Source organism: Caballeronia temeraria (genome assembly GCF_001544795.2).
Taxonomy (GTDB): Bacteria; Pseudomonadota; Gammaproteobacteria; order Burkholderiales; family Burkholderiaceae; genus Caballeronia; species Caballeronia temeraria.
In genome coordinates this window covers 470,941-494,661 of sequence record NZ_FCOI02000003.1, presented here as the reverse complement: position 1 = coordinate 494,661, position 23,721 = coordinate 470,941, and the positions used below count along the sequence as shown (strand labels likewise).

Genomic DNA, 23,721 nt, shown 5'->3' with positions numbered 1-23,721 from the left:
TGCCACCACCGCCGTTGCCGCCGCCGCCGTGGCCACCGCCGCCATTGCCGCCGCCGTTGCCACCACCGCCGTTGCCGCCGCCACCGTTGCCGCCGCCACCGTTGCCGCCGCCACCGTTGCCACCACCACCGTTGCCACCACCACCGTGGCCACCGCCGCCATTGCCGCCGCCGCCGTTGCCACCACCACCGTTGCCGCCGCCGCCGTGACCGCCGCCGCCGTTGCCGCCACCACCGTTGCCGCCGCCGCCGCCGTTGCCGTTGCCGCCGCCGCCGCCGTTGCCGTTGCCGCCGCCGTTGCCACCACCGCCGTGACCGCCGCCATTGCCGCCATGACCGCTAGACGAACCGCCGCCGTGGCCACCGTCCCCGTGGCCACCATCGCCGTGACCAACACCGCCATGGCCACCATCGCCATGACCATCGCCGTGGCCATCGCCGTGACCCATGCCGTGCCCATCGCCGTGACCGTCGCCATCGCCGTGACCATGCCCGTCGCCATGACCATCGCCGTGACCCATGCCGTGTCCATCGCCGTGGCCGTCGCCATCGCCGTGACCATGCCCGTCGCCGTGACCCATACCGTGGCCATCGCCGTGGCCGTCGCCATCGCTGTGGCCATCGCCATGCCCGTCGCCGTGGCCATCGCCATGCCCGTCGCCGTGGCCTACGCCATGCCCATCGCCGTCACCGTGACCATGTCCGTCGCCATCGCCGTGACCGTGCCCATCGCCATGCCCGTCGCCATCGCCGTGACCGTGTCCATCGCCATGCCCATCGCCATCGCCGTGGCCATGTCCGTCGCCGTCACCGTGGCCATGTCCATCGCCGTCACCATCGCCATGACCGTGCCCATGTCCGTGGCCGTGACCATGCCCGTCTCCATCGCCGTCACCGTCGCCATCGCCGTGACCATGCCCATGGCCATGTCCGTGATGACCATGACCGCCGCCGTCGTCGCCGCCCGAATCTCCGCCCGAATCTCCGCCGGAATCGCCGCCTGAATTCCCGGCACCCTGGCTGCCGTTTCCTGTGCCCGGCGATCCGCTGCCATTGTTTCCGCCGCCCGTGGCACCGCCGCCCGTCGCACCGCCGCCTGCGCCCGCCGTCGCGCCCGGACCGCTGCTGGACGAGCCTTGACCGCTGCTTGCGCCTGCGCCCGTTCCCGTTCCCGATCCGCTCGACGTGCCGCCGCTCACGCCCGCTCCAGGCGATCCCTCTCCACCGCGACCACCCTCGAGCAAGGGCACGACCGCCGACAGCGTTTCGACCGTCGGCTCCGTCGACGGCGACATGCTCGTCGACGAATCCATTGCCGCAACTTTCATTACGATCGGCGCACACCCCTCGGAAGTCTGGGCGCCGCAAGGATTCCCCGTCGTCTGCGCAGATGCAAAGTTCGACATGGCCGCCGCGATCACGACCACGCTTAACTTGATCGCGGTATTCAATTTGAATTTTTTAGGATTACTCATGTGTGCCCCTTGTAGTGTTTCTTCGCCACGCGCCGGATGGAGAGTCCAGCGCGATGTGGGGCAAGAATGACAGGCTGTACGGGGCGTTCTGTGCGGTACTTAACCGGACGCGAGGGCGTCGCCATTCAACGCCGTGCGGGAGCACGCAGAGAACGTTTGCGGACTATCGGCGCGCCTGAAATGCGCACGCTCGTTCCGGTTCCGGGCGCCGGATTCATGGGCGGGAACGGCGGCCGGCTCGGCCGCACGCATTGACGATAGAAGAAGCAACCTGGTCCGGAAGCACGCGTGGATCGCGCTCGGCATCCTGATGCGGCGAAAGCTTCTTATAGCGTGAATGTAATCTATCTGTATGGATGGCGCGAGGTCAAGCGCGCTGTGTGTCGTGCACCTCACATCGGTCTCATCGGCGGAATGCGCGTCTCTATCCGCTGAACAAACACTCGCATCGAGATTGGCCAAAATTTGAACTAGAGTTAGTCATTGTTCGCTTTCCTGATTTATTGCGCGGGCGCGCGTTCGGATTCGTCGAAGTTAAGCGCGTGCCGGAGCCGTTTCCAAGCATCGGATGAATCAGATCACGAACGCGATGTCGATCATTCTGCGCAGTGTTGTTCATAAGACTTACGAATACCAAATAACGGAAGATCGATGTGTCGTCCGGCACATCGTATCTATCAACCGGAGGGTGTCATGAAAAGATCGAAACGAGTCGCGTGCGTGAAGGCGACGGCGGCTGCCGCTCTGTCGATGGTGAGCGCAGGCGTTGCGATTGCGCAGGATGAAGCCATTGTGAACACGAATCCCGCCGACTCGCGCAGCGCGCCGGCGGATCTGTCGAATCTGAAGCCGGTCGTCAATGTGCTGACGCCGCCGGATACATCGACGATCGTTCCCGATACGAACCCCACGCCTTATACGCCGGGCATGAAGACGCAGAGCGGCATCGTGAGCAATGCGCAGACGAGAGCGTACGGCGACTTCGGCATTCCCTATACGGCCGGCCGCGTGCAGGACGGCAATCAGAGCGCATTGGGCACGACGAGCGCGAACTATCTCAGTACGACGTATCCGTACCGGGCGATCGGCAAGCTCACGTTTTCGGCCGGCTACTGCACCGCGAGCCTGATCCGCAGAAGCGTGATCGTCACGGCGGCGCACTGCATCCAGAGCTTCGGCAGCGGCAATTCGCTCTACTCGGGCTGGCAGTTCCGCCCCGGTCATTACGGCGCGTCCGGCGCCACTGCCGCGCAGATCGCGCCTTATGGCACGTGGACGTGGGCCGCGCTCGTGCGGCCATCGACGTGGGCGAACGGCACCGATACCGGATCGGGCGCGGCGCGCAACAACGACATCGCGGTGCTCGCGATAGCGAAGAACGCGTCGAACCAGTTCATCGGCGACCTTACCGGCTATCTGAACTATGGCTGGAACAACTATTCCTTCATATCGTCGCCGAAGACGGGCAATCTTCAGACGGCGGCCGTCACGACCTTCGGTTATCCCGCACTGCTCGATAGCGGCGCGATCATGCAGCGCACCGATGGCCCGACCTATACGACGACCGTCAGCGGCGCTTCGCAGCTCTGGCAGGGCAGCAATCTCACGGGCGGCGCAAGCGGCGGACCGTGGATCGTGAACTTCCGCGCGCGCGATGCCGTGCTGGCGGGCGGTGCGGTCGTCGGCAATTCGCCGAATCTCGCGATCGTCGGCGTGACGTCGTGGGGATCGGCCGATCCGAACGCGCCCAAGGACAACTATGCGTCGCAGTTCCGCCAGAACACGCAGTATCCGAACGCGACTTACGGCAACTACGGATCGGGCAATATCGCGTCGCTGCTGAACACGCTGTGCACGACCGCCGCGCCGGGCGGCGGCACTTACGCGTCGCAGGGATATTGCAACTAGCATCGGCTTCGGCGGCCCGCCGCGTCGAACGGCGGGGCGCCGTCATGAATTCCCCGGAGCGTGCGGGAGACGCCCGAAAAATGCGAACTGAACGGGTTTTCACTTCGTCGGCCGCCCGACGGGCAACATCAATCAACATGAGAACATCCTCGATGCAGCCGAGGTCGATTTCTCGCAGCGCGGTTATGCGGGCGCGTCGTTCAAGGAAGTGGTCGCGTCGTGCGGCGTGACGCAGGCGCTCATCACGTATTACTTCGGCACCAAGCTCCTGACTCATCCATCTCTTTCTGTCGAGCATTCGGCAACGCGAAGACGACCGTCCAGCGCGCTGAAAGGGCCCGAACGAACGTGCCGAAAGGCATACGGTGCTACCGTTCAGAGCTCGTTCGGAAGCCCGCCGCAAGGCGGAGTCGAACCGGGTATGATGCGCAGCGGCTGACACAAAGAACTACAACTTTCGGGATTGCCGCCGTCACCCGGGCTGCTTCGAGACATCGGCGCGGCGGGCGGCATCACGCCATATCGGAGCTGTTTATGCCATTGCGGTCCGGTGTCGACGAGGCCAGCTTTCGTCGCATTCTCTTTCGCAACATCGCGCTGCCGCTCGGAACGGGCCTCGTCACGGCCATCGCGTTCGTCGCGCTCGTGCTGTATCTGCTTTCGGGCATCAACTGGGTCGAGCATTCGGAGCGCGTGATCGGCAACGCGCAGGAACTCGGCCGGCTTGTCAGCGAGAAGGAAAGCGCGATTCGCGGCTATCTGATCACTGGCGACGAATCTTTTCTCGCGCCGTATGAAACCGCGAAGCCCAAGCTCGGCGCCGATTTCGACACGCTCGCCGATCTCGTCTCCGACAACGCGCCGCAAGTGGACCGCCTGATCCGCATTCGCGCGCTGCAGGCGCAATGGGACAAAGTCGCCGACAGCCTGATCGATGCCCGCCGTCACGCGCAGGATTCGGCGGCGCTCGTGCGCGTCGGGCGCGGCTCGGCCGAACGCGCGGAGACCGAGCGCGAGCTGTCGGCGTTTCTCAACATCGAGCAAACTTTGCGTCTGCAGCGCGTGGAGTCCGCGAAGCAGCTGACGAGCATCACCGTCGCCGTCTTTCTGATTTTGAGCTTGCTGCTCTCGGTGATTCTCGCGATCTTCGGCCGACGCGAACTGATGCAGCTTTCCAATGCGTTCAGCGCCGCGATCGGCGAGCAGGAGCGGCAGACGCGCGCGTTGCAGGAGCAGGCGTGGCTGCGCGAAGGGCAGACGCAGCTTGCGCAGAAGGTGATCGGCCAGCAATCGCTCGATCAGCTTTGCCAGACGATCCTCGATTTCCTCGCGGACTATCTGAAAGTATCGATGGGCGCGTTCTACGTGCGCGAGAGCAATGGCGCGCTGAAGCGCACCGCGAGCTTCGGCTTCGATCCGGACAGCGCGCCGGTTCCCGAATCGCTCGCGGGCGTGAAGAGCCTCGTCGGACAGGCGGTCCACGCGCGCAAGCTGACGAGCATGAACGACGTGCCCGCGGGCTACTGGAAGGTGACATCGGCGCTCGGCGCGAGCGCGCCCGCGAGCCTCGCGATCGTGCCGATCGAGAACGAAGGCCAGGCGAACGGCGCGATCGAACTGGGCGCGATGCATACGCTGACCGAACGCGACCAGGAGTTTCTGCAGACGATCGCGGGCAATATCGGCGATTTCGTCGAGGCGGCGCAGTATCGCGAGCGCCTGCAGAGCGTGCTCGAAGAAACGCAGCAATTGAACGAAGAACTGCAAATGCAGCAGGAAGAGCTGCGCACGACCAACGAGGAGCTGGAGCAGCAGACCACGGCGCTTTCGCACGCGCAGGCTTATCTTGCGAACCAGAAGGCGGAACTCGAACAGACGAACGAACAGCTCGCGGAACAGGCGCGCGTGCTCGATGAACGCAACGTCGCGCTCAACGCCGCGCAGGGCGAGCTCGAAACGCGCGCCGAAGCGCTGCAGCGCGCGAGCCGCTACAAGTCGGAGTTTCTCGCGAACATGTCGCACGAGTTGCGCACGCCGCTCAACAGCGCGCTGATCCTCGCGAAGCTGCTGTCGGAAAACAAGACCGGCAATCTGACGCACGATCAGGTCAAGTACGCGCAAACGATCTACTCGGCGGGCAATGATCTGCTCAATCTCATCAACGACATTCTCGATCTCTCGAAGGTCGAGGCGGGCAAGCTCGATCTGCATATCGAGGATGTGCCCTTGCAGCGCATCATGGATTCGCTTTCGCGCACGTTCGATCCGCTCGCGCGGCAGAAGAAGCTCCGGCTGGAACTGCGCAACGAAATCGACGGCTATCCGACGCTCACGACCGACTTCCGCCGTCTCGAACAGATTTTGAAGAACCTGCTGTCGAATGCGGTTAAGTTCACGGATGCGGGCGCGGTATCGCTCGCACTCAAACGCGCGGGCGACGGCGCGGTGCAGTTCGTCGTGACCGATACGGGCATCGGCATTGCGCCGGATCAGCTCGAAGCGATCTTCGAAGCGTTCCAGCAAGCCGATGGCACCACGAGCCGTCATTACGGCGGCACGGGACTCGGGCTGTCGATTTCGCGCAGCCTCGCGCATCTGCTCGGCGGCGATATCGCGGTGCGCAGCGCGCAGGGCACCGGGAGCACGTTCACGCTGACGATGCCGCTCGTCTACGGCGCGGTGGACGCGTTGCCGACCGCCGTTGCAGAAGCGCCCGCGCCGGTGGTCATCGAAGAAGAGAAGCCGGTCGAAGTGGTCCACGTCATCGACGACGACCGCGCCGATGCCACGCAGGGCAAGCGTCTCGTGCTCGTGGTCGAAGACGAGCCGGACTTCGCGCAAGTGCTGCTCGATCTCGCGCACGAGCTGGGTTATCGCTGCATCGTGAGCGGCACGGCGGGCGATGCGCTCAGGCTCGCGCAGGAGCGCGCGCCGAACGCGATCCTGCTCGATATCGGCTTGCCGGACCGCTCCGGGCTCGTGCTGCTTCAGGAGTTGAAGGCGAATCCGAAGACGCGGCACGTTCCGGTGCATGTCGTGTCGGCGTCGGACCGAAGCGACGCCGCGCTGCATCTCGGCGCGATCGGCTACGCGGTGAAGCCGACGACGCGCGAGCAACTGACGGCGATCTTCCAGCGGCTCGAAGAGAAGAGCAGTCAGAAGATCAAGCGCGTGCTGCTCGTCGAGGACGATGCGCGGCAGCGTCAGAGCATCGTCGAGCTGATCAGCGATGCGGACGTCGAAATCACGCCGGTCGAGTTCGGCCGCGACGCGCTCGAACTGCTGAAGACGACGATTTTCGACTGCATGATCATCGACCTGAAGCTGCCCGACATGCAGGGCGGCGACCTGCTGCGCCAGATGGCCGCGATCGATGCGTACTCGTTCCCGCCGGTGATCGTGTACACGGGGCGCAATCTCACGCACGACGAGGAAGCGGAACTGATGCGCTATTCGCAGTCGATCATCATCAAGGGCGCGCGCTCGCCGGAGCGTCTGCTCGATGAAGTCACGCTCTTCCTGCACAAGGTCGAGACGGATCTGTCCGCCGACCGGCAAGCGATGCTGCACGTCTCGCGCTCGCGCGACCGCGTGCTGGATGGCCGCCGCGTGCTGCTCGTCGATGACGACATCCGCAACATTTTCTCGCTATCGAGCGCGCTGGAGCATCAGGGGCTGAAGGTGGATATCGGCCGCAACGGTTTCGAGGCGATCGAGACGCTCGACAGGAATCCGGGTATCGACGTCGTGCTGATGGACGTCATGATGCCCGGCATGGACGGGCTCGAAGCGACGCGGCGCCTGCGCGAGGACGCGCGCTTCAGGAAGCTGCCGATCATCGCGATCACGGCGAAGGCGATGAAGGACGATCAGGAGCAATGCCTCGCGGCGGGCGCGAGCGATTATCTGGCAAAGCCGATCGACATCGACCGGCTTTACTCGCTCTTGCGCGTGTGGATGCCGCGGCGCGTCTAAATATTGAGCGCGCGCTTGTCGACCGCAAGCGCCGCCTCGCGCATCACTTCCGACAGCGACGGATGCGGATGGCAAATCCGTCCGATATCCTCGCTCGCCGCCTTGAACTCCATCGCGACCACGGCTTCGGCGATCAGATCCGACGCGTTCGCCGAAATGATGTGCACGCCGAGAATCTCGTCGGTTTTTGCATCGGCGATGATCTTGATGAAGCCGTCCGTCTCGCCGATGCCCATCGCGCGGCCGTTCGCGAGCATCGGGAACTGGCCGGCCTTGATCTCCCGGCCTTCGGCCTTCAGCGCCTGCTCCGTCTGCCCGACCCACGCAATTTCCGGATGCGTATAGATCACCCACGGAATGCAGTTGTAGTCGATGTGCGGCTTCTGCCCGTCGATGATCTCCGCCACCAGCACGCCTTCGTCTTCCGCCTTGTGGGCGAGCATCGGGCCGCGCACGACGTCGCCGATCGCGTAGACGTTCGGCACTTTCGTCGCGCAATGGCCGTCGACGGGAATGAAGCCGCGTTCATCGGCTGACAGACCGATGGAATCGAGACCGAGATCGTCCGTGTTCGGCACGCGGCCGATCGACACGATCAGCCGGTCCGCATCCAGCGTCTGCGCGTTGCCGTCCTTGTCCTTGTAGGAGAGAGAGACGCTCGAATCCGTCGTCGTCACGCCGTCGATTTTCACGCCGAGATGGATCGTCAGTCCTTGCTTCTTGAAGAGCTTCGCGGCTTCCTTTTGCAGCGCGGCATCGGTCGTGCCGAGGAATTCGGGCAGCGCTTCGAGGATCGTCACTTCCGCGCCGAGCCTGCGCCACACGGAGCCGAGCTCCAGCCCGATCACGCCCGCGCCGATCACCGCAAGCTTCTTCGGCACGGACGTGAAGGCGAGCGCGCCTTCGTTGTCGGAGACGATCTTGTTGTCCACCGGCACGTTCGGCAGATGCCGCGCCTTCGAGCCCGTGGCGATGATCACGTGCTGCGCGGTATGCGTTTCACCGCCGACGTCGATCTTGAAGTTGCCGCCGTCCTTGCCCGCGAGCTTGCCGTGCCCCTTGAGCCAGGTGATCTTGTTCTTGCGGAACAGGAATTCGACGCCGCCCGTGATCTTCTCGACGATCGCTTCCTTGCGGCCGACCATTTTCTCGACATCGACGGACAGGTTGTCCATCTTGATGCCGAGCTCGTCGAAATGCAGTTGCGCCTTCTCGAATTGCTCCGATGACGCCAGCAGCGCCTTCGACGGAATGCAGCCGACGTTCAGGCACGTCCCGCCGAGTTTCGGCTTCCCGGCCGGGTTGATCCATTCCTCGACGCACGCGACCTTGCGGCCGAGCTGCGCGGCGCGGATCGCGGCGATATAGCCGCCAGGCCCGGCGCCGATGACGATGACATCGAAATCGGCTTTCGCGCCGGAAGTCTGAGCGGCGGGCGCGGGCGCGGGCGAGGGCGCGGAAGCTGGTTTTTCCGATGCAGGCGCAGGCGCAGGAGCAGGCGCCGAGGCCGATGCCTTCGCTTCCGTATCGATGACCGCGATCACTTCGTCCGCGTGGACGATGTCGCCGGCCCTCTTCAGCAGTTCCACGATCGCACCGGCCGATGGCGCGGGCACTTCGAGCACGACCTTGTCCGTTTCCAGTTCGATGAGAATTTCGTCCTGCGCCACGGCGTCGCCCGCATTTTTCTTCCACGGCAACATCGTCGCTTCGGTGACGGATTCGGAAAGCTGCGGAACCTTGACTTCAACCCTGGCCATTCAGATTCTCCTTGTGATCGATGCATCGCGATGGGAAACGTCCGGCGGCGCGCCTTGTGGACGCGGCCTTCTCAGGCCGGCCCGATGCGCCGGAGGACACAAGGATACGCTCTGTGGGCACCGCGCGCGCAGGATGCGGCCCGCGATTCGCGCGTCGAACGGTCTTTTGGCGGTCGTTATATTCGATGGTATATTGCGAGACACGAAAGCACGAGGTGATCATGCAGACCCCTCCGTTTCAACTCGCCCGCACGAGTGCGCCTGGCGCACGCGATGCCTGCTGTCAGCCGGCCGAAACCGGTCTGCGCGCGTCGCGCCGCCGTGCGCGGCTCGCCGAACTGGATTCGCATCTGCATTGCTCGGTGATCGGCACTTGTCTTTCGACGGGCGAGCTGCGCAAGCTCGTGCCGAAATTCACCGACCTCGACCGCTATCACGCAAGCGATCTCGAGATTCATCACGCGGCCGTCGAACTCGCGATCGCGGGAGGCGCGGGCGCGAAGGCGCTGAACAAGGCGCTCGACGAGCGCTACGCTGGCGCGATCCGCCGTTTCGACGCGGCACGCGATCCGCAGACGCTGCTCGACCTCTGGAACGACGCGCTGAAATCCGGCGATATTCCGCCCGCGTACTGGGCGGTGATGTCGCATCCGCACTCGACGATCGAGGTGCGCCAGTCGGCGTTCGGCGAACTGCACATGCTGTCGCATCTGGTCGGCGCGGCGAATCGCGCGGATATCAGGCGGCTCGTCGCGCTCGAAGCCGAGAATCAGGGGCTCAAGGACAAGATTGATCGCCAGCAGGCGCGTCTGCTCGAACTGAGCGCCGAACGCAATGCATCCGTCAGGCAGTCGAACGAGCACGCGCTGCAACTCGCCGCGATCGGGCGGCGCAAGGCCGATGTGCCCGCCGCGCAGCTCGAGGCCGAAGTCGAGCGCCTGCGCGAAAAAGTCGAGGATGGCGAACGGCGTCTCGCGCTGCACACGAGCCGCCGCGAGGCCGCCGAACAGCGCGCGATGCAGGAAGAAGACGAAACGCGCGCGTTGCGCAACAAGCTGGGCGAAACGCAAGCGCTCTTAAAAGTCGTGCAGGCGGAATGCGCGGCGCTGGAACGCGCGACACTCGACGCTGATGATCGGCTCAATGCGCGGCCCGATGCGCGGCGGCGCGCCGTCGAATGGCTGAGCGGCAAGCGCATCGTCTACGTCGGCGGAAGGCCGAATTCGAATGCGGTGCTGAAGTCGCTGGTGGAGCGCGCGGGGGGCGAGCTGATCGTGCACGACGGCGGCATCGAGGATCGCAAGGGACTGCTCGCGGCGGCGTTGCCGAACGCGGATGTCGTGCTGTTTCCCGTCGACTGCATCGATCACGATTCGATGAGCATGCTCAAGCGCGTCTGCGAGCGGCATGGCGTCGAGTATTCGCCGCTGCGCACGGCGAGCGTCGCGAGTTTCGTGGAGTTCGTCGGGCGGCGCACCGCGAGCGCGCAGAACACACACGCGAGCGCGCCGCCGCCCTCGGCGTTCTGCCTGCGTCACGGTTAGGGCTTGAGCAGCTGCGTGAGCGATTCGATCTGATCGGCGCATGCGTTTTGCGCCTGCGCCTCGACATCGCGATACAGCTTCACAATGCTCTCGCCGACCGGCGTCAGCACGCAGCCGCCGCCGCTTTGGCCGCCTTGCTCGGAGATCGTCGCGGGCGATTTGAGCGAACGATTGATCTCGTCGATGAGCAGCCACGCGCGCCGGTACGACATGTCGAGACTGCGCGCCGCCGCCGATATCGAGCCGTGCTTGCGCACCGCCTCGAGCAGCGAAACCTTGCCCGGACCGATGGCGATGGTCTCGCCCTTCATGATGCGCATGCGAAAGCGCACTTCGGCCGGCTGATCCGCCGCGTCCGTCTCCGCTGAGTTTTCCGGTGTTTTCAGGGTCGTCGCCATGCCCGAGAGGATACACGAAGGAAATCGGACGGGCGTGCCACGAACGGGCTGGCGGGCGTTATCGGTTGTCCGGATAGCAGAAAGCGAAATCCTCGCATCCCGGGCAGCCCGGCGCGCAGATCGGCTCGACGCCGCGCGCGCGCGACTTCCTGCGCGAGAAACTTCTTCCAGCGCATGTTCGTGACGTTGCGAGCGATGAGATCGGGATAGTGGCGCGCGAGCATGCCGGTGACGTCGTCGCGGCCGCTCAGGCCCAGGTCGCGCCACAGGTGATCGGGGCGCAGCGATGCGGCAGCGATGATCGTCGCGAGACACAGCGCGTCTTGCCGATGCCGCGCCGCCGTGCGGTCGTGCCACATCAGCAGGCCGCGCAGATCGCGCACGAACTCCCAATGTGGCGTGGCGAGCGTTGCAACCCGCGCATGGCCGATTGCCGCGCCGGGAAAATGCCGGCCGATGAGCGCCGGGAGTTCGCGGGCGTCGAGCCCGAGCAGAAGCAGATCGTCCGATTCGAGGCGCGCGCCGATGAGCCGCGCGAACAGCACGGTATCGGGCGAATCGGGATGCGTGGCGTACGCGAGCAGCGCACGCGCCGGCGCGTTCATCGATGCGACGCACCCAGCACGTGCGCATCGACGCGCACGAGGCGCTTCATGTGACGCGGGGCGCGCACCGTGTCCGCGCCGGAAACGAGCACCGGCAAGCCATCCTCGATGCCGAGTTCGCGGTCCTCGCATTCATACGCGATGATCACCTGCGCGCCGATCGGCGTATTGAACAGCTCGTGCCAGGAGAACGTGACGGCGTAGCCATCGTGAGCATGCGCGAGGAACACGGTGCGCTTGAAATCCGTGTTGTCCGGGCGTCGCACGCCGGCGGCGTCGAGCAGCACGCGCAACTGCACGCCGCGATAGCTTCCCATCGGACGAATATAGCGGCCCGTCGAAAAACACACCAGGTCGAAAGGTTCGATGCTCGCGCGGTCGAATTCGCGCAGCGCGGCGAGATCGAGCGTGAGCGGCCGCTGCACCGCGCCGCCGATCTCGACGGACGGGCTGCTGCAAACGGCCTCGCTCGATGACGACAAGGTTTCACGGCTGAGTTGCATGGTTTGAACGTCCGCGTCGCGTTATATCCGTCACTATATTACGACGACCGGCCGACGACATCGCCATTCGCGCATGATGAACATGCAGCCGGTGCCGATATCATCGTCAGTCTCGAAAATCGACATTCTGGCGATACATATGGAAAAGCCCTTTAGCGACGCGGATCGCGAAGCCGTCTACCGCGCCATTCATGAACGTCGCGACATGCGCCATTTTCTGAGCGATCCGGTCGCGCCGGACGTGATGCGGCGCCTCATCGATGCCGCGCTGCACGCGCCGAGCGTCGGATTCATGCAGCCGTGGCGGATTCTGCGCATCACGTGCGCGCAACTTCGCACGCAATTGCGCGACGCGGTCGAGCGCGAGCGCCTGCTGACCGCCGATGCGCTCGGCGAGCGGCGCGATTCCTTCATGCGGCTCAAGGTCGAGGGCTTGGGCGAGTGCGCTGAAGTGCTGGTGATGGCCTTGATGGACGGCCGCGAGCGCCACGTCTTCGGACGACGCACGCTTCCCGAGATGGATCTCGCCTCCGTGGCCTGCGCGATCCAGAACATGTGGCTCGCCGCGCGGGCGGAAGGGCTCGGAATGGGCTGGGTTTCCCTGTTCGATCCCCTGGAGGTCGCCGCGCTTCTGAAAATGCCCGCTGGCGCACGGCCCGTCGCGATTCTGTGCGTCGGCCATGTGGAACGCTTCTACGACGCCCCGATGCTCGAAACCGAACGCTGGGCCGCGCGCCGTTCCGTAGAAGAATGTGTCTTTGAAAACACGTGGTTACCGTCATCGCCAGATCAAGTCTTGTATAAGACATAAGACATAAGATATTTGACGGGACGTGGGCCCACTATTAAAATGCCGTTCGAAGCAGTGGCCGGCAGCCCTTGGCATGCTCGAAAAGCCTTCCCTGAAACGCAATACGAACGGTCCCCCCATGCTCGAAAACTTCCGCGCTCACGTAGCCGCACGCGCCGCGCTCGGCATTCCCCCTCTGCCCCTGACTGCCCAGCAGACCGCCGAACTGGTCGAACTGCTGACGAATCCGCCGGCTGGCGAAGAGCAGACCCTGCTCGACCTGATCACCAACCGCGTGCCCGCCGGCGTCGATGAAGCCGCCCGCGTGAAGGCCGGTTTCCTGGCCGCTGTAGCCAAGGGCCAGACCACCTGCGCGCTGATCTCGCGCGCACGCGCCACCGAGCTGCTCGGCACGATGCTGGGCGGCTACAACATCGCCCCGCTGATCGAACTGCTGCCGGACGCCGAAGTGGGCGCCGTGGCCGCTGAAGCGCTCAAGAAAACCCTCCTGATGTTCGACCAGTTCCACGACGTCAAGGAACTGGCCGATCAGGGCAACGCCAACGCGCGCGCCGTGCTGCAAAGCTGGGCCGACGCCGAATGGTTCACGAGCCGTCCGGAAGTGCCGCAAAGCCTGACCATCACCGTGTTCAAGGTGACGGGCGAAACCAATACCGACGACCTCTCGCCGGCTCCGGACGCCACCACGCGCCCGGACATCCCGCTGCACGCGCTGGCGATGCTGAAGAACGCCCGTCCCGGCATCACGCCGGAAGAAGACGGCAAGCGTGGCCCGGTCAAGTTCATCGAATCGCTGAAGGAAAAGGGTCACCTGGTCGCCTATGTGGGCGACGTGGTCGGCACCGGCTCCTCGCGCAAATCGGCCACCAACTCGGTGCTGTGGTTCACGGGCGAAGACATTCCCTTCATCCCGAACAAGCGTTTTGGCGGCGTATGCCTCGGCGGCAAGATCGCCCCGATCTTCTACAACACGATGGAAGACGCCGGCGCGCTGCCGATCGAACTCGACGTCTCGCAGATGGAAATGGGCGATGTCGTCGAACTGCGCCCGTACGAAGGCCGTGCCCTGAAGAACGGCGCAGTGATCGCCGAGTTCCAGGTCAAGTCCGACGTGCTCTTCGATGAAGTGCGCGCAGGCGGCCGCATTCCGCTGATCATCGGCCGTGGCCTGACTGCCAAGGCGCGCGAAGCGCTGGGTCTGGCTCCGTCGACGCTGTTCCGCCTGCCGCAGCAACCCGCCGACAGCGGCAAGGGTTTCTCGCTCGCGCAGAAGATGGTCGGCCGCGCGTGCGGTCTGCCGGAAGGGCAGGGCGTGCGTCCGGGCACGTACTGCGAACCGAAGATGACCTCGGTCGGCTCGCAGGACACCACCGGCCCGATGACCCGCGACGAACTGAAAGACCTCGCGTGCCTCGGCTTCTCGGCTGACCTCGTGATGCAGTCGTTCTGCCACACGGCCGCATATCCGAAGCCGGTCGATGTGAAGACGCATCAGACGCTGCCGAACTTCATCAGCAACCGCGGCGGCATCGCGCTGCGTCCGGGCGACGGCGTGATCCACTCGTGGCTCAACCGCATGCTGCTGCCGGACACCGTCGGCACCGGCGGCGACTCGCACACGCGGTTCCCGATCGGCATCAGCTTCCCGGCGGGTTCGGGCCTCGTCGCTTTCGCGGCCGCCACCGGCACGATGCCGCTCGACATGCCGGAATCGGTGCTCGTGCGCTTCAAGGGCAAGATGCAGCCGGGCGTCACGCTGCGTGACCTCGTCAACGCCATTCCGCTGTACGCGATCAAGGCCGGCACGCTGACCGTCGCGAAGCAGGGCAAGAAGAACATCTTCTCGGGCCGCATTCTCGAAATCGAAGGCCTGCCCGATCTGAAGGTGGAACAAGCGTTCGAACTGTCGGATGCGTCCGCCGAGCGTTCGGCCGCCGGTTGCACGGTGCACCTGAACAAGGAACCGATCATCGAATATCTCAACAGCAACATCACGCTGCTGAAGTGGATGATCGCGCAAGGCTATCAGGACCCGCGCAGCCTGCAGCGCCGCATCAAGGCGATGGAAGCATGGCTCGCCGACCCGCAACTGCTGCAACCGGACGCGGACGCCGAGTACGCGGCCGTCATTGAGATCGATCTCGCCGACATCCACGAGCCGATCGTTGCGTGCCCGAACGATCCGGACGACGTGAAGACGCTGTCGGACGTGGCGGGCGCCAAGATCGACGAAGTGTTCATCGGTTCGTGCATGACCAACATCGGTCACTTCCGTGCGGCGTCGAAGCTGCTGGAAGGCAAGCGCGACATTCCGGTCAAGCTGTGGGTCGCGCCGCCGACCAAGATGGATCAGAAGCAGTTGACCGAAGAAGGCCACTACGGTGTGTTCGGCACAGCCGGTGCGCGTACCGAAATGCCGGGCTGCTCGCTGTGCATGGGCAATCAGGCGCAGGTGCGCGAAGGCGCGACGGTCATGTCGACGTCGACACGTAACTTCCCGAACCGTCTGGGCAAGAATACGAACGTGTACCTCGGCTCGGCGGAACTGGCGGCAATCTGCTCGCGTCTGGGCAAGATTCCGAGCAAGGAAGAGTACATGGCCGACATGGGCGTGCTGAACGCCAACGGCGACACGATCTATCAGTACATGAACTTCGATAAGATCGAAGACTTCAAGGAAGTGGCCGATACCGTGCAGATGTAAGCACGTTGCCGGGCTATGACGGCGGGACGCGTCGTAGCGGCAGGCGAAGGCGCCGCAGGCATTTCTGCCTGCGGCGCCTTTTTTGTTTGGCGAGGACTGCGCGGCACCGGAATCGCCAGTACGTCTCAACACGTCCGGTTCATGCGATCGACGACGAGTTCGCCGCAAGCCGCCAGCGCGCCCGCGACGACAGGCACGAGATGATCCGGGACGCTCCATTCCGCAGCGGTCGTATCCGCCATCAACTGTTCGGAGAACAGGTGAAATACTTCGGAGCACGTCAATTCGGGTTTGGGGTCTTTCAAACCGCGTTCCCGGTGCAAGCACGCGAAGTGCAGCACGCATCGGCTGAGCGAGGCACTGGTCAATTGCGCCCAGGTGCAGCCTTCCCGCCCCGACAGGCTCGATTGCATATCGTGAACGGTCAGCCATAGCACGCCGGCCAGCCGTTCGGGGATGCCGAGGTAGGTGTAACCGACGCTTCCGCTTTCCATAGTCCGCTCCTCAGTCGAACGACACGATTCCGGAGGGGAAGAGTACGCAAGCGTCATGCCGAGTCGCGACTGCCTCGTGAAACGTGCGTCAACGGAAGCCGAATACCATCACCTTTTTTCCCTCGAAACTTTCCTGCACGCCTTGTTCGCAGTCCGGCGGACACGTCGCCTTGCCGTCCGCGCTCGATCCGCCCACGGTGACAGCCCGGTACACGACGGATTCGATCAGCGTCCCGTCCGCGGCGACGACGATGTTCAAGTCGGTCTCGACGCCCGCCGGCACGGCGCCGCCCGCGGTGTAGATGATCTTCATGGTGCCTGTGCAGTCGGCGTTCACCGTATAGGCGCCCATCTGGCTCGGGTTGAAGGTCACCTGCCCGCCTTTCGGAAGGCCGCCGATCATCCCGAAATCGGTTCGCGAGAAATGGCCGACGCCGTCGAATGTCACGAGCGCGACATCATCGAGGATCGACGGGGCCGCATACGGATGCAGCTTTCCGTCGCTGCCTATCAGACCGAGAATCTCCCCGTGGCCGATGAACCCGAACGGTCCTCTGAGCGTTTCGTTCGAGCAATGGCCGCCGCCGCCGCCGGCGTACGCGGCGCCGCTGAACGCAAAAAGCGCAACGGCAGTTGCCGATGCAATGCCTGAATGGTTGAAGTTCACGTTAATCTCCTTGCAGGCGAATCGGGCGCGCAACATCGCCGCGCATTGAAACCGTTGCCGCGATAGATCGGGCCATCGACTCGAAATGTGGGGACGAGATATCAGGAGAACGAGTGGTCGTGAGCGCTCCGGTGCCCGAACGAACGAAGCGCGCGCGCCCGGTGTCGAAGCGCTGGTATGTTGCAACGTCGGCGGCCGGCGAGCAATGGAGACGTCCTGAAGAAATCGTGAAGGTTCGGTTAGCGACGCGTGTAAAACTGCCCTAGTCTTTAAGCCGTACGTTGAGTACGCGTCGTTAGTGGAGCAGTCAAATACATCGATGGCTTTATCGGCTGCATCGTTCAGGAGGCCACGTCATGACGGCTCGCCAGCGATGGACGATTCTGGTCGCGAGCGCGGGCGGCGCACTCGAAGTCTTCGATTTCGTCATCTACGGTTTCTTCGCCCGAAGCATAGGAGCCGCGTTCTTTCCCTCCGGGACCGGCGCGTCCGGCGACATGCTGTCGTTCGCGGTGCTTGCGATCGGTTATCTGTCGAGGCCCATCGGCGGATTCGTGTTCGGCCGCATCGGCGATATCTATGGCCGCCGGATCGCCTTTCTCTCCTCCGCGATGATCGCGGCGGGCGTCACGTTTCTCATCGGCGTGCTGCCGTCTTACCGCGACTGGGGAATCGCCGCATCCGTGCTGCTCGTTCTTCTGCGGCTGATTCAGGGACTTTGCCTGGGAGGCGAACTTCCCGGCGCCGTCGTCTATGCAGTCGAAACGGCGCGCACGAGACCGGGATTTCTGTGCGGCGTCGTTTTTGCCGCGGTGAATCTCGCGCTGTTTTTATCGACGAGCGTGAATCTCGCCTTGCAGCGATCGCTGACCGCGCTTCAACTGGACGAGTACGGCTGGCGGCTCGGCTTTCTCATTGGCGGTGCAGTAGGTTTCCTAAGTTTCGCGATACGCAGGCGGCTTGCGGAATCCGACGAATACGCACGGATGATCGGCGCGCGGCAGCACGTATCGCTCACCGGGCTGTTCCGCTGTCATGGCGTGCAGCTTTTATCGGGCGTCGGGGTGTGCCTTCTGGTGGGCGCGTCGAGCGGAGTGTTCATCGCCTATCTGCCGGGTTATCTGCAAGCGGTTCATTACGACCATGAGCAGATCACGCATGCGCAAATGCAATATTTCCTTGTCGTTGCGCTGTGCATTCTCGTGACGTCGCATATCGGCGACCGGGTGCCGCGCCGCTATGTCTTCAGGGCAGGAGCAGCCTTGTCCGCGTTGTTCACGCCCTGGTTCTTCTTCGCGGTCACGCGACATGCCGTCAGCCTCGCCGCGCTCTATGTGATGGCGGGCGTCGTTGCCTCGCTCGCCAACGGCACGTTCGCCTGCGCGATCGCAGAAGCGTTTCCGCTCGATGTCCGCTTCAGTTGCGTCGCCACCGCGATGAATCTCGGGCTCGTCGTCGCGCTCGGGCTGACGCCGCTCGCGGCACACGTCCTCGAACACGGTTTGCGCGCATCGCCGGCGCTCGTCACCGAAGCGTGCGCGGTGCTTGCGTTCGCAGCGTCGTTCGGCATGACACATCGACGGCGATCCGCCAGCACGATCGACGAAAACCTGCCTTCGCCATTGAGCGAACGTTCATGAACATATCGACGATTGCGGCTGCTGCCGACATCGAACTGGACGCGCGACGCTACGAACTTCGTCGCGGCGGCGAACGGATCAAGCTCGAACGCCTGCCGATGGAACTGCTGATCCTGATGGCATCGAGCAGCGGCCAGCTCGTGACGCGCGCGGATATCGCGCGCGGGCTGTGGGGCGCGAGTGCGTTCCGCGAAACCGACACGAGCATCAACACGGCGGTCCGTAAGATCCGCATCGCGCTGGGCGAAGATCCGGATCATCCGCGCTACCTCGTGACGGTCAAAGGCAAGGGGTATCGGCTCGAAGGCATTCGCACGGTGACGGAAGCGGCGCCGGTCGACGCACGTCCTCCCGCGCCGATCCGCGTGCTAGTGCTGCCCTTCGAAAACAATAGCGACGACCGCAGTCTCGACAGCTTCTGCGCGGCGCTCGCCGATGAAACGTCGGCCAATGTCGGCATGCTCGATCCGAAGCGAATCCTGGTCATCGCGAGAACCACGGCGGCGCGTTATCAGCGAGCCGGCAAGAGCATCTCGCAAATCGCGCATGAGCTCGATGTCGATTACGTGATGGAAGGATCGCTGCTGCGCGAGGGCGGAAGAGTGCGCATTCTGGCGCAATTGATTCGCTCGTTCGATCAGGTGCAGTTGCTGAGTTGCGCGCACGAACCGATGGCTAAAGGCGCGCTGGACATTCAGAAGGAAGTCGGCGCCGCGCTCGCGCTGGAGGTGTCGCCGGCGCTGGCCGAACAGCAGCAACATCGATTGTCGCGCCGCCTGCCCGTCGATCCGGCCGCGCACGACGCCTATCTGCGCGGCCGCTTCTATTGGACGCGCCGCGTGCATTTCGATGCCGGCTTCGCGGCTCACCATTCGCTGAACGACGAAGACTTCGTGCGTGCGCACAGCTACTTCGACACCGCGCTGGAACTGGACCCGGGCTACGCGCTGGGTTACGTGGGCCTGTCGAACATCTTCGGTTCCACGGCGACGCACGGCTTCTACGCGCCTTCGCAGGGCTTTCCCAAGGCGCGCGTCGCTGCGATGCGGGCACTGGAGCTCGATCCCGCTCTTCCCGAGGCGCATCAGGCGCTGGCGGGCGTGCATTACTTCTACGACTGGGACTGGCGCCGCGCCGAAGACGAGTTTCTCGCGGCCTTGCGGCTGAATCCGAGCCACGCGGAGACCAGCCGCCTTTACGCAAGGCTGTTGCTCGTGCAGGGAAGGGAAGCCGAAGGGCGCGCGCAGTTCGAACTTGCGGAAAAGGTCGATCCTCTGGGCTTCGAAGGATCGCGTGTCTTCGGGCTGGTGCAATCGGGTCGATACGATGACGTCATTCGCGAGTATCTGACGTCCGGACATGGGCCGCGCTCGCCGCTGATCTACCAGTTGCTTGCGACGGCTTTCGAGGTTCAGGGCCATTACGAGGAAGCCATCGACGCAACCGTCGACGCGCTCACGCGATGCAACGAATTCGCGCGTGCCGAAAGGGTCCGGACGATCTGGAATTCGGGAGGGTATGAAAAAGTGCTCGAATGGTACTTGCAGGATCTCCTGGCGCGACGGCGTAGCCATTACACGTCGCCATTCCTGCTTGCCGAAATTTACGCGCGGCTCGGCAGACCCGACGAGATGTTCCATTGGCTCGAAGTGGCGCTCGCGGAGCGCTCGCCGCGCATGTGCGAGCTACGCACGAACGCATGGTTTCATCGTTTCCGGTCGATGGGCCGCTTTCGCAACATCGAAAGGCATATCGGTTACTGAACGTTCGTGACCGAGGCGCACGCAGCGAAGGACAGCGAAACGGGTTATCGTTGCCCGCATCTTCCGCTCCCTGAATCGACCTCATGAACGATAGTCTCGTTGTCCGGGCAGGCCGAATTGCGATCGCCGCCACGTTCCTCGCGCTGACGATGACAGCGTGCACGTCACCTTCGATGCAGCCGCGCGAGGCATCGGCGGGGGCTGTGTCGCTGGACGCGGCCATCGGCGGATCGCAGCGCAGCGACAAGGCGCGTGCGCGCGATGTGTATCGCCATCCAAAGGAAACGCTCGAATTTTTCGGCCTCGATTCGACGCAGGCCGTGCTGGAGATAGCGCCCGGCGGCGGTTGGTACACGGACATCCTCGCGCCGTACCTGCGCGCTTCGGGGCAGTTGAGCGAAGCGCAGTATCTGAGCACATCCGCCGATCTGGCCGCCGAAGACAGCGACGTCGATGCCGCGTACCGGCGCAAGCTCGCCGATGCGCCCGCGATCTACGGGAAGGTCGTCGTCGGTACATTGCACGCGGGCCGGTTCTACGGCGTCGACGCCAATCAGACATTCGACCGCGTCTTCACGTTTCGAAACATCCACAACTGGATCAAGGACGGACAGCTCGACGCGAACCTGCGCGCGTTCTACGGCGCGCTCAGACATGGCGGCGAACTCGGTGTCGAGGAACACCGCGCGCGGCCGGGAACGACGGTCCAGCAAATGATCGACTCGGGTTATGTGACCGAGTCGTACGTCATCGAGCATGCGCAGGCGGCGGGCTTCGTGCTGGTCGCGCGCAGCGAAATCAACGCGAATCCGAAGGATACGAAGGACTATCCGCACGGCGTATGGTCATTGCCGCCGACTTATCGTGGCGGCGACGTGGACCGCGCCCGCTTTGCCGCGATCGGCGAATCGGATCGCATGACGCTTCGTTTCGCCAAGCCTTGATGACGACGCGGATCGGCGCGGTTTCGAGCAAGAAACCGCCCGCGACGTTTCATCGGAGGAATTCGCTGCGTCGACCCTATCCCGGCAGCAATTCCCGCAACCGTGTAATGTTCTAGTCGGGCGGCGCGCCGCCGTCGCCCGGCGCTCGAACCGAGCCTGATGCGTTCGAGCGCCTGCCGTTCCCTCTGTTCCACCGCAAACGTCGAAGCCAGTGCTGGGCCGCGCGCCCAACCTGGCGTCCTGCTCCATACCCTTAACGCGAGAGGATAGTCATGCCGTTCGTCACGACCAAGGATAACGTCGAGATTTTCTATAAGGATTGGGGACCGAAGGACGCGCAACCCATCGTCTTCCATCATGGCTGGCCGCTTTCCGCCGACGACTGGGACGCGCAGATGCTGTTTTTCGTCCAGAAGGGTTATCGGGTCGTCGCGCATGACCGGCGCGGGCACGGGCGCTCGTCGCAAGTGTCGGATGGTCACGACATGGACCACTACGCCGCCGATGCCTTCGCCGTCGTCGAGGCGCTCGATCTCCGGAACGCGGTCCATATCGGGCATTCGACGGGTGGCGGGGAAGTCGCGCGCTACGTGGCCAAGCACGGCGAGCCGTCGGGGCGCGTCGCGAAGGCGGTGCTCGTCAGCGCGGTGCCGCCGCTGATGCTCAAGACCGAAGCGAACCCGGAAGGTCTGCCCATCGACGTGTTCGATGGTTTCCGCAAGGCGCTCGCCGATAACCGCGCGCAATTTTTCGTCGATGTCCCCGCCGGCCCGTTCTATGGCTTCAACCGCTCGGGCGCGACCGTGCATCAGGGCGTGATCCAGAACTGGTGGCGTCAGGGCATGATGGGCAGCGCCAAAGCGCATTACGAAGGCATCAAGGCGTTCTCGGAGACGGACCAGACCGAAGACCTGCAGTCGATCTCCGTGCCCACGCTCGTTCTGCACGGCGAAGACGACCAGATCGTGCCGATCGCCGATGCCGCGCTGAAGTCCATCAAGCTGCTGAAGAACGGCACGCTGAAGACCTATCCGGGCTTCTCGCACGGCATGCTGACGGTGAACGCCGACGTCCTCAACGCAGACCTGCTGGCGTTCGTGCAGGGCTGATTCCCGGCACGGCGCGGTCATTGTTCGGCCGCGCCGGCATCTCTGTTCAAGGCACACGGCTTTTTCCGGAGCGGATGCGCGCTTACAGTGGCGAACTCCAATCTAGCCTCAGTGCCATCATGCAAAACGATACCCCTGTCATCGCGGCATCATCGGAAGGACATGCAACGTCGATGCGGCAATGGCTCGCAGTCATCGCCGTGGCCGTCAGCGCGTTCGCGTTCGTGACGGCGGAGTTTCTGCCTGTCGGGCTGCTGCCGCAGATCGCGCACGATCTCGGCGTGTCGCCCGGCGTCGCGGGTCTCATGGTCACGACGCCCGGCGTGATGGCCGCGATCTTCGCGCCGACGCTCATCGTCAGCGCGGGCCGCACGGACCGCCGCTACGTTTTCCTGCTGCTCACCGCGGTGCTCCTGATCGCAAACCTCGTGAGCGCGCTCGCGAACAACCTGCCGGTCATGCTCGCGGGACGGGCCTTGCTCGGCGCCGCACTGGGCGGTTTCTGGACGCTGGCGACCGCCGCCGCGCCGCGGCTCGTGCAGCCCAAAGATGCGGCGAAAGCCACGGCGACGATTCTGACCGGCGTGACGCTGGCGACGGTCGTCGGTGTGCCGCTCGGGACGTTCATCGCGTCGTTCGCGTCGTGGCGTCTTTCGTTCGCCGCCACCGCGGGACTCGTGGCGGTGGCGCTCGTAGCCCAAGCGCTGCTCGTGCCGTCGTTGCCGTCGGCATCGGCATTGCGTGTCGCCGATTTCAAAAAGCTGCTCGCACGCCCGCACACGCGTCTGAGCATGCTGATGGTCGCGCTCGTCTTCGGCGCGCATTTTTCGACCTACACGTATATCGCGCCGCTGCTCGAACAGGATTTCTCGCTGAGCACCATCACGCTGCTGCTGTTCGGATTCGGACTGGTCGGTTTCTTCTCGAATGCGCTGATGTCGATGGCCGTTTCCGGTCATCTGAAGAAGTCCGTCGCGATGATGATCCTGCTGCTGCTCGGCGCGATGTCGTCCATGTTGCTGCTGGAGCATTCGCTCATCGGCGAGACGGCGGGGATGCTGCTCTGGGGCATCGCGTTCGGCGCGCTGCCGCTGTGCTTCAGCGTGTGGATTCAGCGCGGCACGGCAGATTTGCCCGAGGCGGGCTCGGCCATGTTCGTGAGCATCATTCAGGTCGCGATCGCGGTCGGCTCGGCGGTGGGCGGCACGATCGTCGACCGTGCGGGCGTGCACGCCGACTTCACGCTCGGACTGGGACTTGCGCTTCTCGGACTCGTGACGCTGCAACGGCTCGCGGCATCGGAAAAGCCTGCGCGGGCGGCCGCCTTCAAACGCGGATACGACGCTTCGCCCGATTGACCGATCGCCGTGCGCGATGTCGTGTCTGCGCTGTATGATCGACGCACACTCGACGGAGAAGCGC

General features: G+C 64.1%; 18 protein-coding genes and 1 pseudogene. 13 read left to right on the top strand and 6 right to left on the bottom strand.

The annotated features are described in order from the left end of the window. The 5 genes from AWB76_RS42645 to AWB76_RS07120 form a co-directional block, all read left to right on the top strand. Nucleotides 1-1,003 (top strand): hypothetical protein (locus tag AWB76_RS42645; RefSeq protein ID WP_061159400.1); only part of this gene is annotated, 1,003 nt, incomplete at its 5' end. A 289-nt stretch (nucleotides 1,004-1,292) separates the two neighbouring features. Continuing rightward, nucleotides 1,293-1,544, top strand: a complete 252-nt coding sequence (locus tag AWB76_RS07130) for a hypothetical protein (protein WP_061159399.1) — start codon at nucleotides 1,293-1,295, stop codon at nucleotides 1,542-1,544. A gap of 623 nt (nucleotides 1,545-2,167) precedes the next feature. Continuing rightward, nucleotides 2,168-3,382 carry a trypsin-like serine peptidase gene (locus tag AWB76_RS07125; protein ID WP_074171297.1) on the top strand — a complete coding sequence of 405 codons (1,215 nt, stop codon included), beginning with the start codon at nucleotides 2,168-2,170 and terminating at the stop codon, nucleotides 3,380-3,382. A 127-nt stretch (nucleotides 3,383-3,509) separates the two neighbouring features. Further along, the gene (locus AWB76_RS42025) at nucleotides 3,510-3,821 is read left to right on the top strand and encodes a helix-turn-helix domain-containing protein (RefSeq protein ID WP_341845281.1); all 312 of its coding nucleotides are present in this window, start codon (nucleotides 3,510-3,512) and stop codon (nucleotides 3,819-3,821) included. Nucleotides 3,822-3,916: 95 nt separating this feature from the next. Then, a complete protein-coding gene (locus tag AWB76_RS07120; RefSeq protein WP_061159398.1) occupies nucleotides 3,917-7,357 on the top strand; it encodes a response regulator in 3,441 nt (1,146 codons plus the stop codon). On the opposite strand, the gene lpdA is transcribed toward AWB76_RS07120, so the two are convergent. Beyond that, nucleotides 7,354-9,117 carry a dihydrolipoyl dehydrogenase gene (gene lpdA / locus AWB76_RS07115; RefSeq protein ID WP_074171296.1) on the bottom strand — a complete coding sequence of 588 codons (1,764 nt, stop codon included), beginning with the start codon at nucleotides 9,115-9,117 and terminating at the stop codon, nucleotides 7,354-7,356. The genes AWB76_RS07120 and lpdA overlap by 4 nt on opposite strands. A 221-nt stretch (nucleotides 9,118-9,338) precedes the next feature. Here lpdA and AWB76_RS07110 point away from each other — a divergent pair, with 221 nt between their 5' ends. After that, nucleotides 9,339-10,661, top strand: coding sequence for a DUF2325 domain-containing protein (locus AWB76_RS07110; protein WP_061159452.1), 1,323 nt, complete (start codon nucleotides 9,339-9,341; stop codon nucleotides 10,659-10,661). Here AWB76_RS07110 and AWB76_RS07105 read toward each other — a convergent pair. The 3 genes and pseudogenes from AWB76_RS07105 to AWB76_RS07095 all read right to left on the bottom strand — a co-directional run bounded on the left by AWB76_RS07105 (nucleotide 10,658) and on the right by AWB76_RS07095 (nucleotide 12,167). Further along, a complete protein-coding gene (locus tag AWB76_RS07105) occupies nucleotides 10,658-11,059 on the bottom strand; it encodes a winged helix-turn-helix domain-containing protein (RefSeq protein WP_061159397.1) in 402 nt (133 codons plus the stop codon). The genes AWB76_RS07110 and AWB76_RS07105 overlap by 4 nt on opposite strands. Nucleotides 11,060-11,117: 58 nt before the next feature. After that, nucleotides 11,118-11,664: pseudogene (locus AWB76_RS07100) on the bottom strand (nitrogen fixation protein NifQ). Beyond that, nucleotides 11,661-12,167 carry a molybdopterin-dependent oxidoreductase gene (locus AWB76_RS07095; protein ID WP_061159396.1) on the bottom strand — a complete coding sequence of 169 codons (507 nt, stop codon included), beginning with the start codon at nucleotides 12,165-12,167 and terminating at the stop codon, nucleotides 11,661-11,663. Before AWB76_RS07095 ends, AWB76_RS07100 begins: the two are co-directional and overlap by 4 nt. Nucleotides 12,168-12,306: 139 nt before the next feature. On the opposite strand from AWB76_RS07095, the gene bluB reads away from it, so the two are divergent. Both bluB and acnB read left to right on the top strand, forming a co-directional pair. Further along, nucleotides 12,307-12,978: a 5,6-dimethylbenzimidazole synthase gene (bluB, locus tag AWB76_RS07090; RefSeq protein WP_061159451.1), complete on the top strand. Its 672-nt coding sequence runs from the start codon at nucleotides 12,307-12,309 to the stop codon at nucleotides 12,976-12,978. Between the two features lie 118 nt (nucleotides 12,979-13,096). After that, nucleotides 13,097-15,682: a bifunctional aconitate hydratase 2/2-methylisocitrate dehydratase gene (gene acnB / locus AWB76_RS07085; protein WP_061159450.1), complete on the top strand. Its 2,586-nt coding sequence runs from the start codon at nucleotides 13,097-13,099 to the stop codon at nucleotides 15,680-15,682. A 125-nt stretch (nucleotides 15,683-15,807) separates the two neighbouring features. On the opposite strand, the gene AWB76_RS07080 is transcribed toward acnB, so the two are convergent. Both AWB76_RS07080 and AWB76_RS07075 read right to left on the bottom strand, forming a co-directional pair. Next, entirely contained in the window at nucleotides 15,808-16,176 is a 369-nt protein-coding gene (locus tag AWB76_RS07080) for a hypothetical protein (RefSeq protein WP_061159395.1), read from the bottom strand. Nucleotides 16,177-16,264: 88 nt separating this feature from the next. Continuing rightward, on the bottom strand, nucleotides 16,265-16,879 hold the full coding sequence (locus AWB76_RS07075; protein WP_061159394.1) for a hypothetical protein: 615 nt from the start codon (nucleotides 16,877-16,879) through the stop codon (nucleotides 16,265-16,267). 320 nt (nucleotides 16,880-17,199) lie between these two features. On the opposite strand from AWB76_RS07075, the gene AWB76_RS07070 reads away from it, so the two are divergent. The 5 genes from AWB76_RS07070 to AWB76_RS07050 all read left to right on the top strand — a co-directional run bounded on the left by AWB76_RS07070 (nucleotide 17,200) and on the right by AWB76_RS07050 (nucleotide 23,657). Next, complete coding sequence (locus AWB76_RS07070) at nucleotides 17,200-18,483, top strand: MFS transporter (RefSeq protein WP_063936305.1); 1,284 nt, start codon at nucleotides 17,200-17,202, stop codon at nucleotides 18,481-18,483. Further along, nucleotides 18,480-20,246 (top strand): winged helix-turn-helix domain-containing protein, encoded by a 1,767-nt coding sequence (locus AWB76_RS07065; RefSeq protein WP_061159393.1) that lies wholly within the window; start codon nucleotides 18,480-18,482, stop codon nucleotides 20,244-20,246. Before AWB76_RS07070 ends, AWB76_RS07065 begins: the two co-directional genes overlap by 4 nt. Before the next feature lie 83 nt (nucleotides 20,247-20,329). Next, nucleotides 20,330-21,190 (top strand): class I SAM-dependent methyltransferase, encoded by an 861-nt coding sequence (locus AWB76_RS07060; RefSeq protein WP_061159392.1) that lies wholly within the window; start codon nucleotides 20,330-20,332, stop codon nucleotides 21,188-21,190. 272 nt (nucleotides 21,191-21,462) lie between these two features. After that, nucleotides 21,463-22,299, top strand: coding sequence for an alpha/beta fold hydrolase (locus AWB76_RS07055; RefSeq protein WP_061159391.1), 837 nt, complete (start codon nucleotides 21,463-21,465; stop codon nucleotides 22,297-22,299). A 119-nt stretch (nucleotides 22,300-22,418) separates the two neighbouring features. Further along, the gene (locus AWB76_RS07050; protein ID WP_061159390.1) at nucleotides 22,419-23,657 is read left to right on the top strand and encodes an MFS transporter; all 1,239 of its coding nucleotides are present in this window, start codon (nucleotides 22,419-22,421) and stop codon (nucleotides 23,655-23,657) included. Nucleotides 23,658-23,721: the final 64 nt, after the last annotated feature.

Excerpts from the sequence above, each read along its gene's own strand:
- AWB76_RS07095 (WP_061159396.1), bottom strand. The coding sequence starts at position 12,167 with ATGCAACTCAGCCGTGAAACCTTGTCGTCATCGAGCGAGGCCGTTTGC.
- AWB76_RS07120 (WP_061159398.1), top strand. The coding sequence starts at position 3,917 with ATGCCATTGCGGTCCGGTGTCGACGAGGCCAGCTTTCGTCGCATTCTC.
- AWB76_RS07050 (WP_061159390.1), top strand. The coding sequence starts at position 22,419 with ATGCAAAACGATACCCCTGTCATCGCGGCATCATCGGAAGGACATGCA.
- AWB76_RS07075 (WP_061159394.1), bottom strand. The coding sequence starts at position 16,879 with ATGTTGCGCGCCCGATTCGCCTGCAAGGAGATTAACGTGAACTTCAAC.
- AWB76_RS07080 (WP_061159395.1), bottom strand. The coding sequence starts at position 16,176 with ATGGAAAGCGGAAGCGTCGGTTACACCTACCTCGGCATCCCCGAACGG.
- AWB76_RS07105 (WP_061159397.1), bottom strand. The coding sequence starts at position 11,059 with ATGGCGACGACCCTGAAAACACCGGAAAACTCAGCGGAGACGGACGCG.
- acnB (WP_061159450.1), top strand. The coding sequence starts at position 13,097 with ATGCTCGAAAACTTCCGCGCTCACGTAGCCGCACGCGCCGCGCTCGGC.
- AWB76_RS07110 (WP_061159452.1), top strand. The coding sequence starts at position 9,339 with ATGCAGACCCCTCCGTTTCAACTCGCCCGCACGAGTGCGCCTGGCGCA.
- AWB76_RS07130 (WP_061159399.1), top strand. The coding sequence starts at position 1,293 with ATGCTCGTCGACGAATCCATTGCCGCAACTTTCATTACGATCGGCGCA.
- AWB76_RS07060 (WP_061159392.1), top strand. The coding sequence starts at position 20,330 with ATGAACGATAGTCTCGTTGTCCGGGCAGGCCGAATTGCGATCGCCGCC.
- bluB (WP_061159451.1), top strand. The coding sequence starts at position 12,307 with ATGGAAAAGCCCTTTAGCGACGCGGATCGCGAAGCCGTCTACCGCGCC.
- AWB76_RS07055 (WP_061159391.1), top strand. The coding sequence starts at position 21,463 with ATGCCGTTCGTCACGACCAAGGATAACGTCGAGATTTTCTATAAGGAT.
- AWB76_RS07125 (WP_074171297.1), top strand. The coding sequence starts at position 2,168 with ATGAAAAGATCGAAACGAGTCGCGTGCGTGAAGGCGACGGCGGCTGCC.
- lpdA (WP_074171296.1), bottom strand. The coding sequence starts at position 9,117 with ATGGCCAGGGTTGAAGTCAAGGTTCCGCAGCTTTCCGAATCCGTCACC.
- AWB76_RS07065 (WP_061159393.1), top strand. The coding sequence starts at position 18,480 with ATGAACATATCGACGATTGCGGCTGCTGCCGACATCGAACTGGACGCG.
- AWB76_RS07070 (WP_063936305.1), top strand. The coding sequence starts at position 17,200 with ATGACGGCTCGCCAGCGATGGACGATTCTGGTCGCGAGCGCGGGCGGC.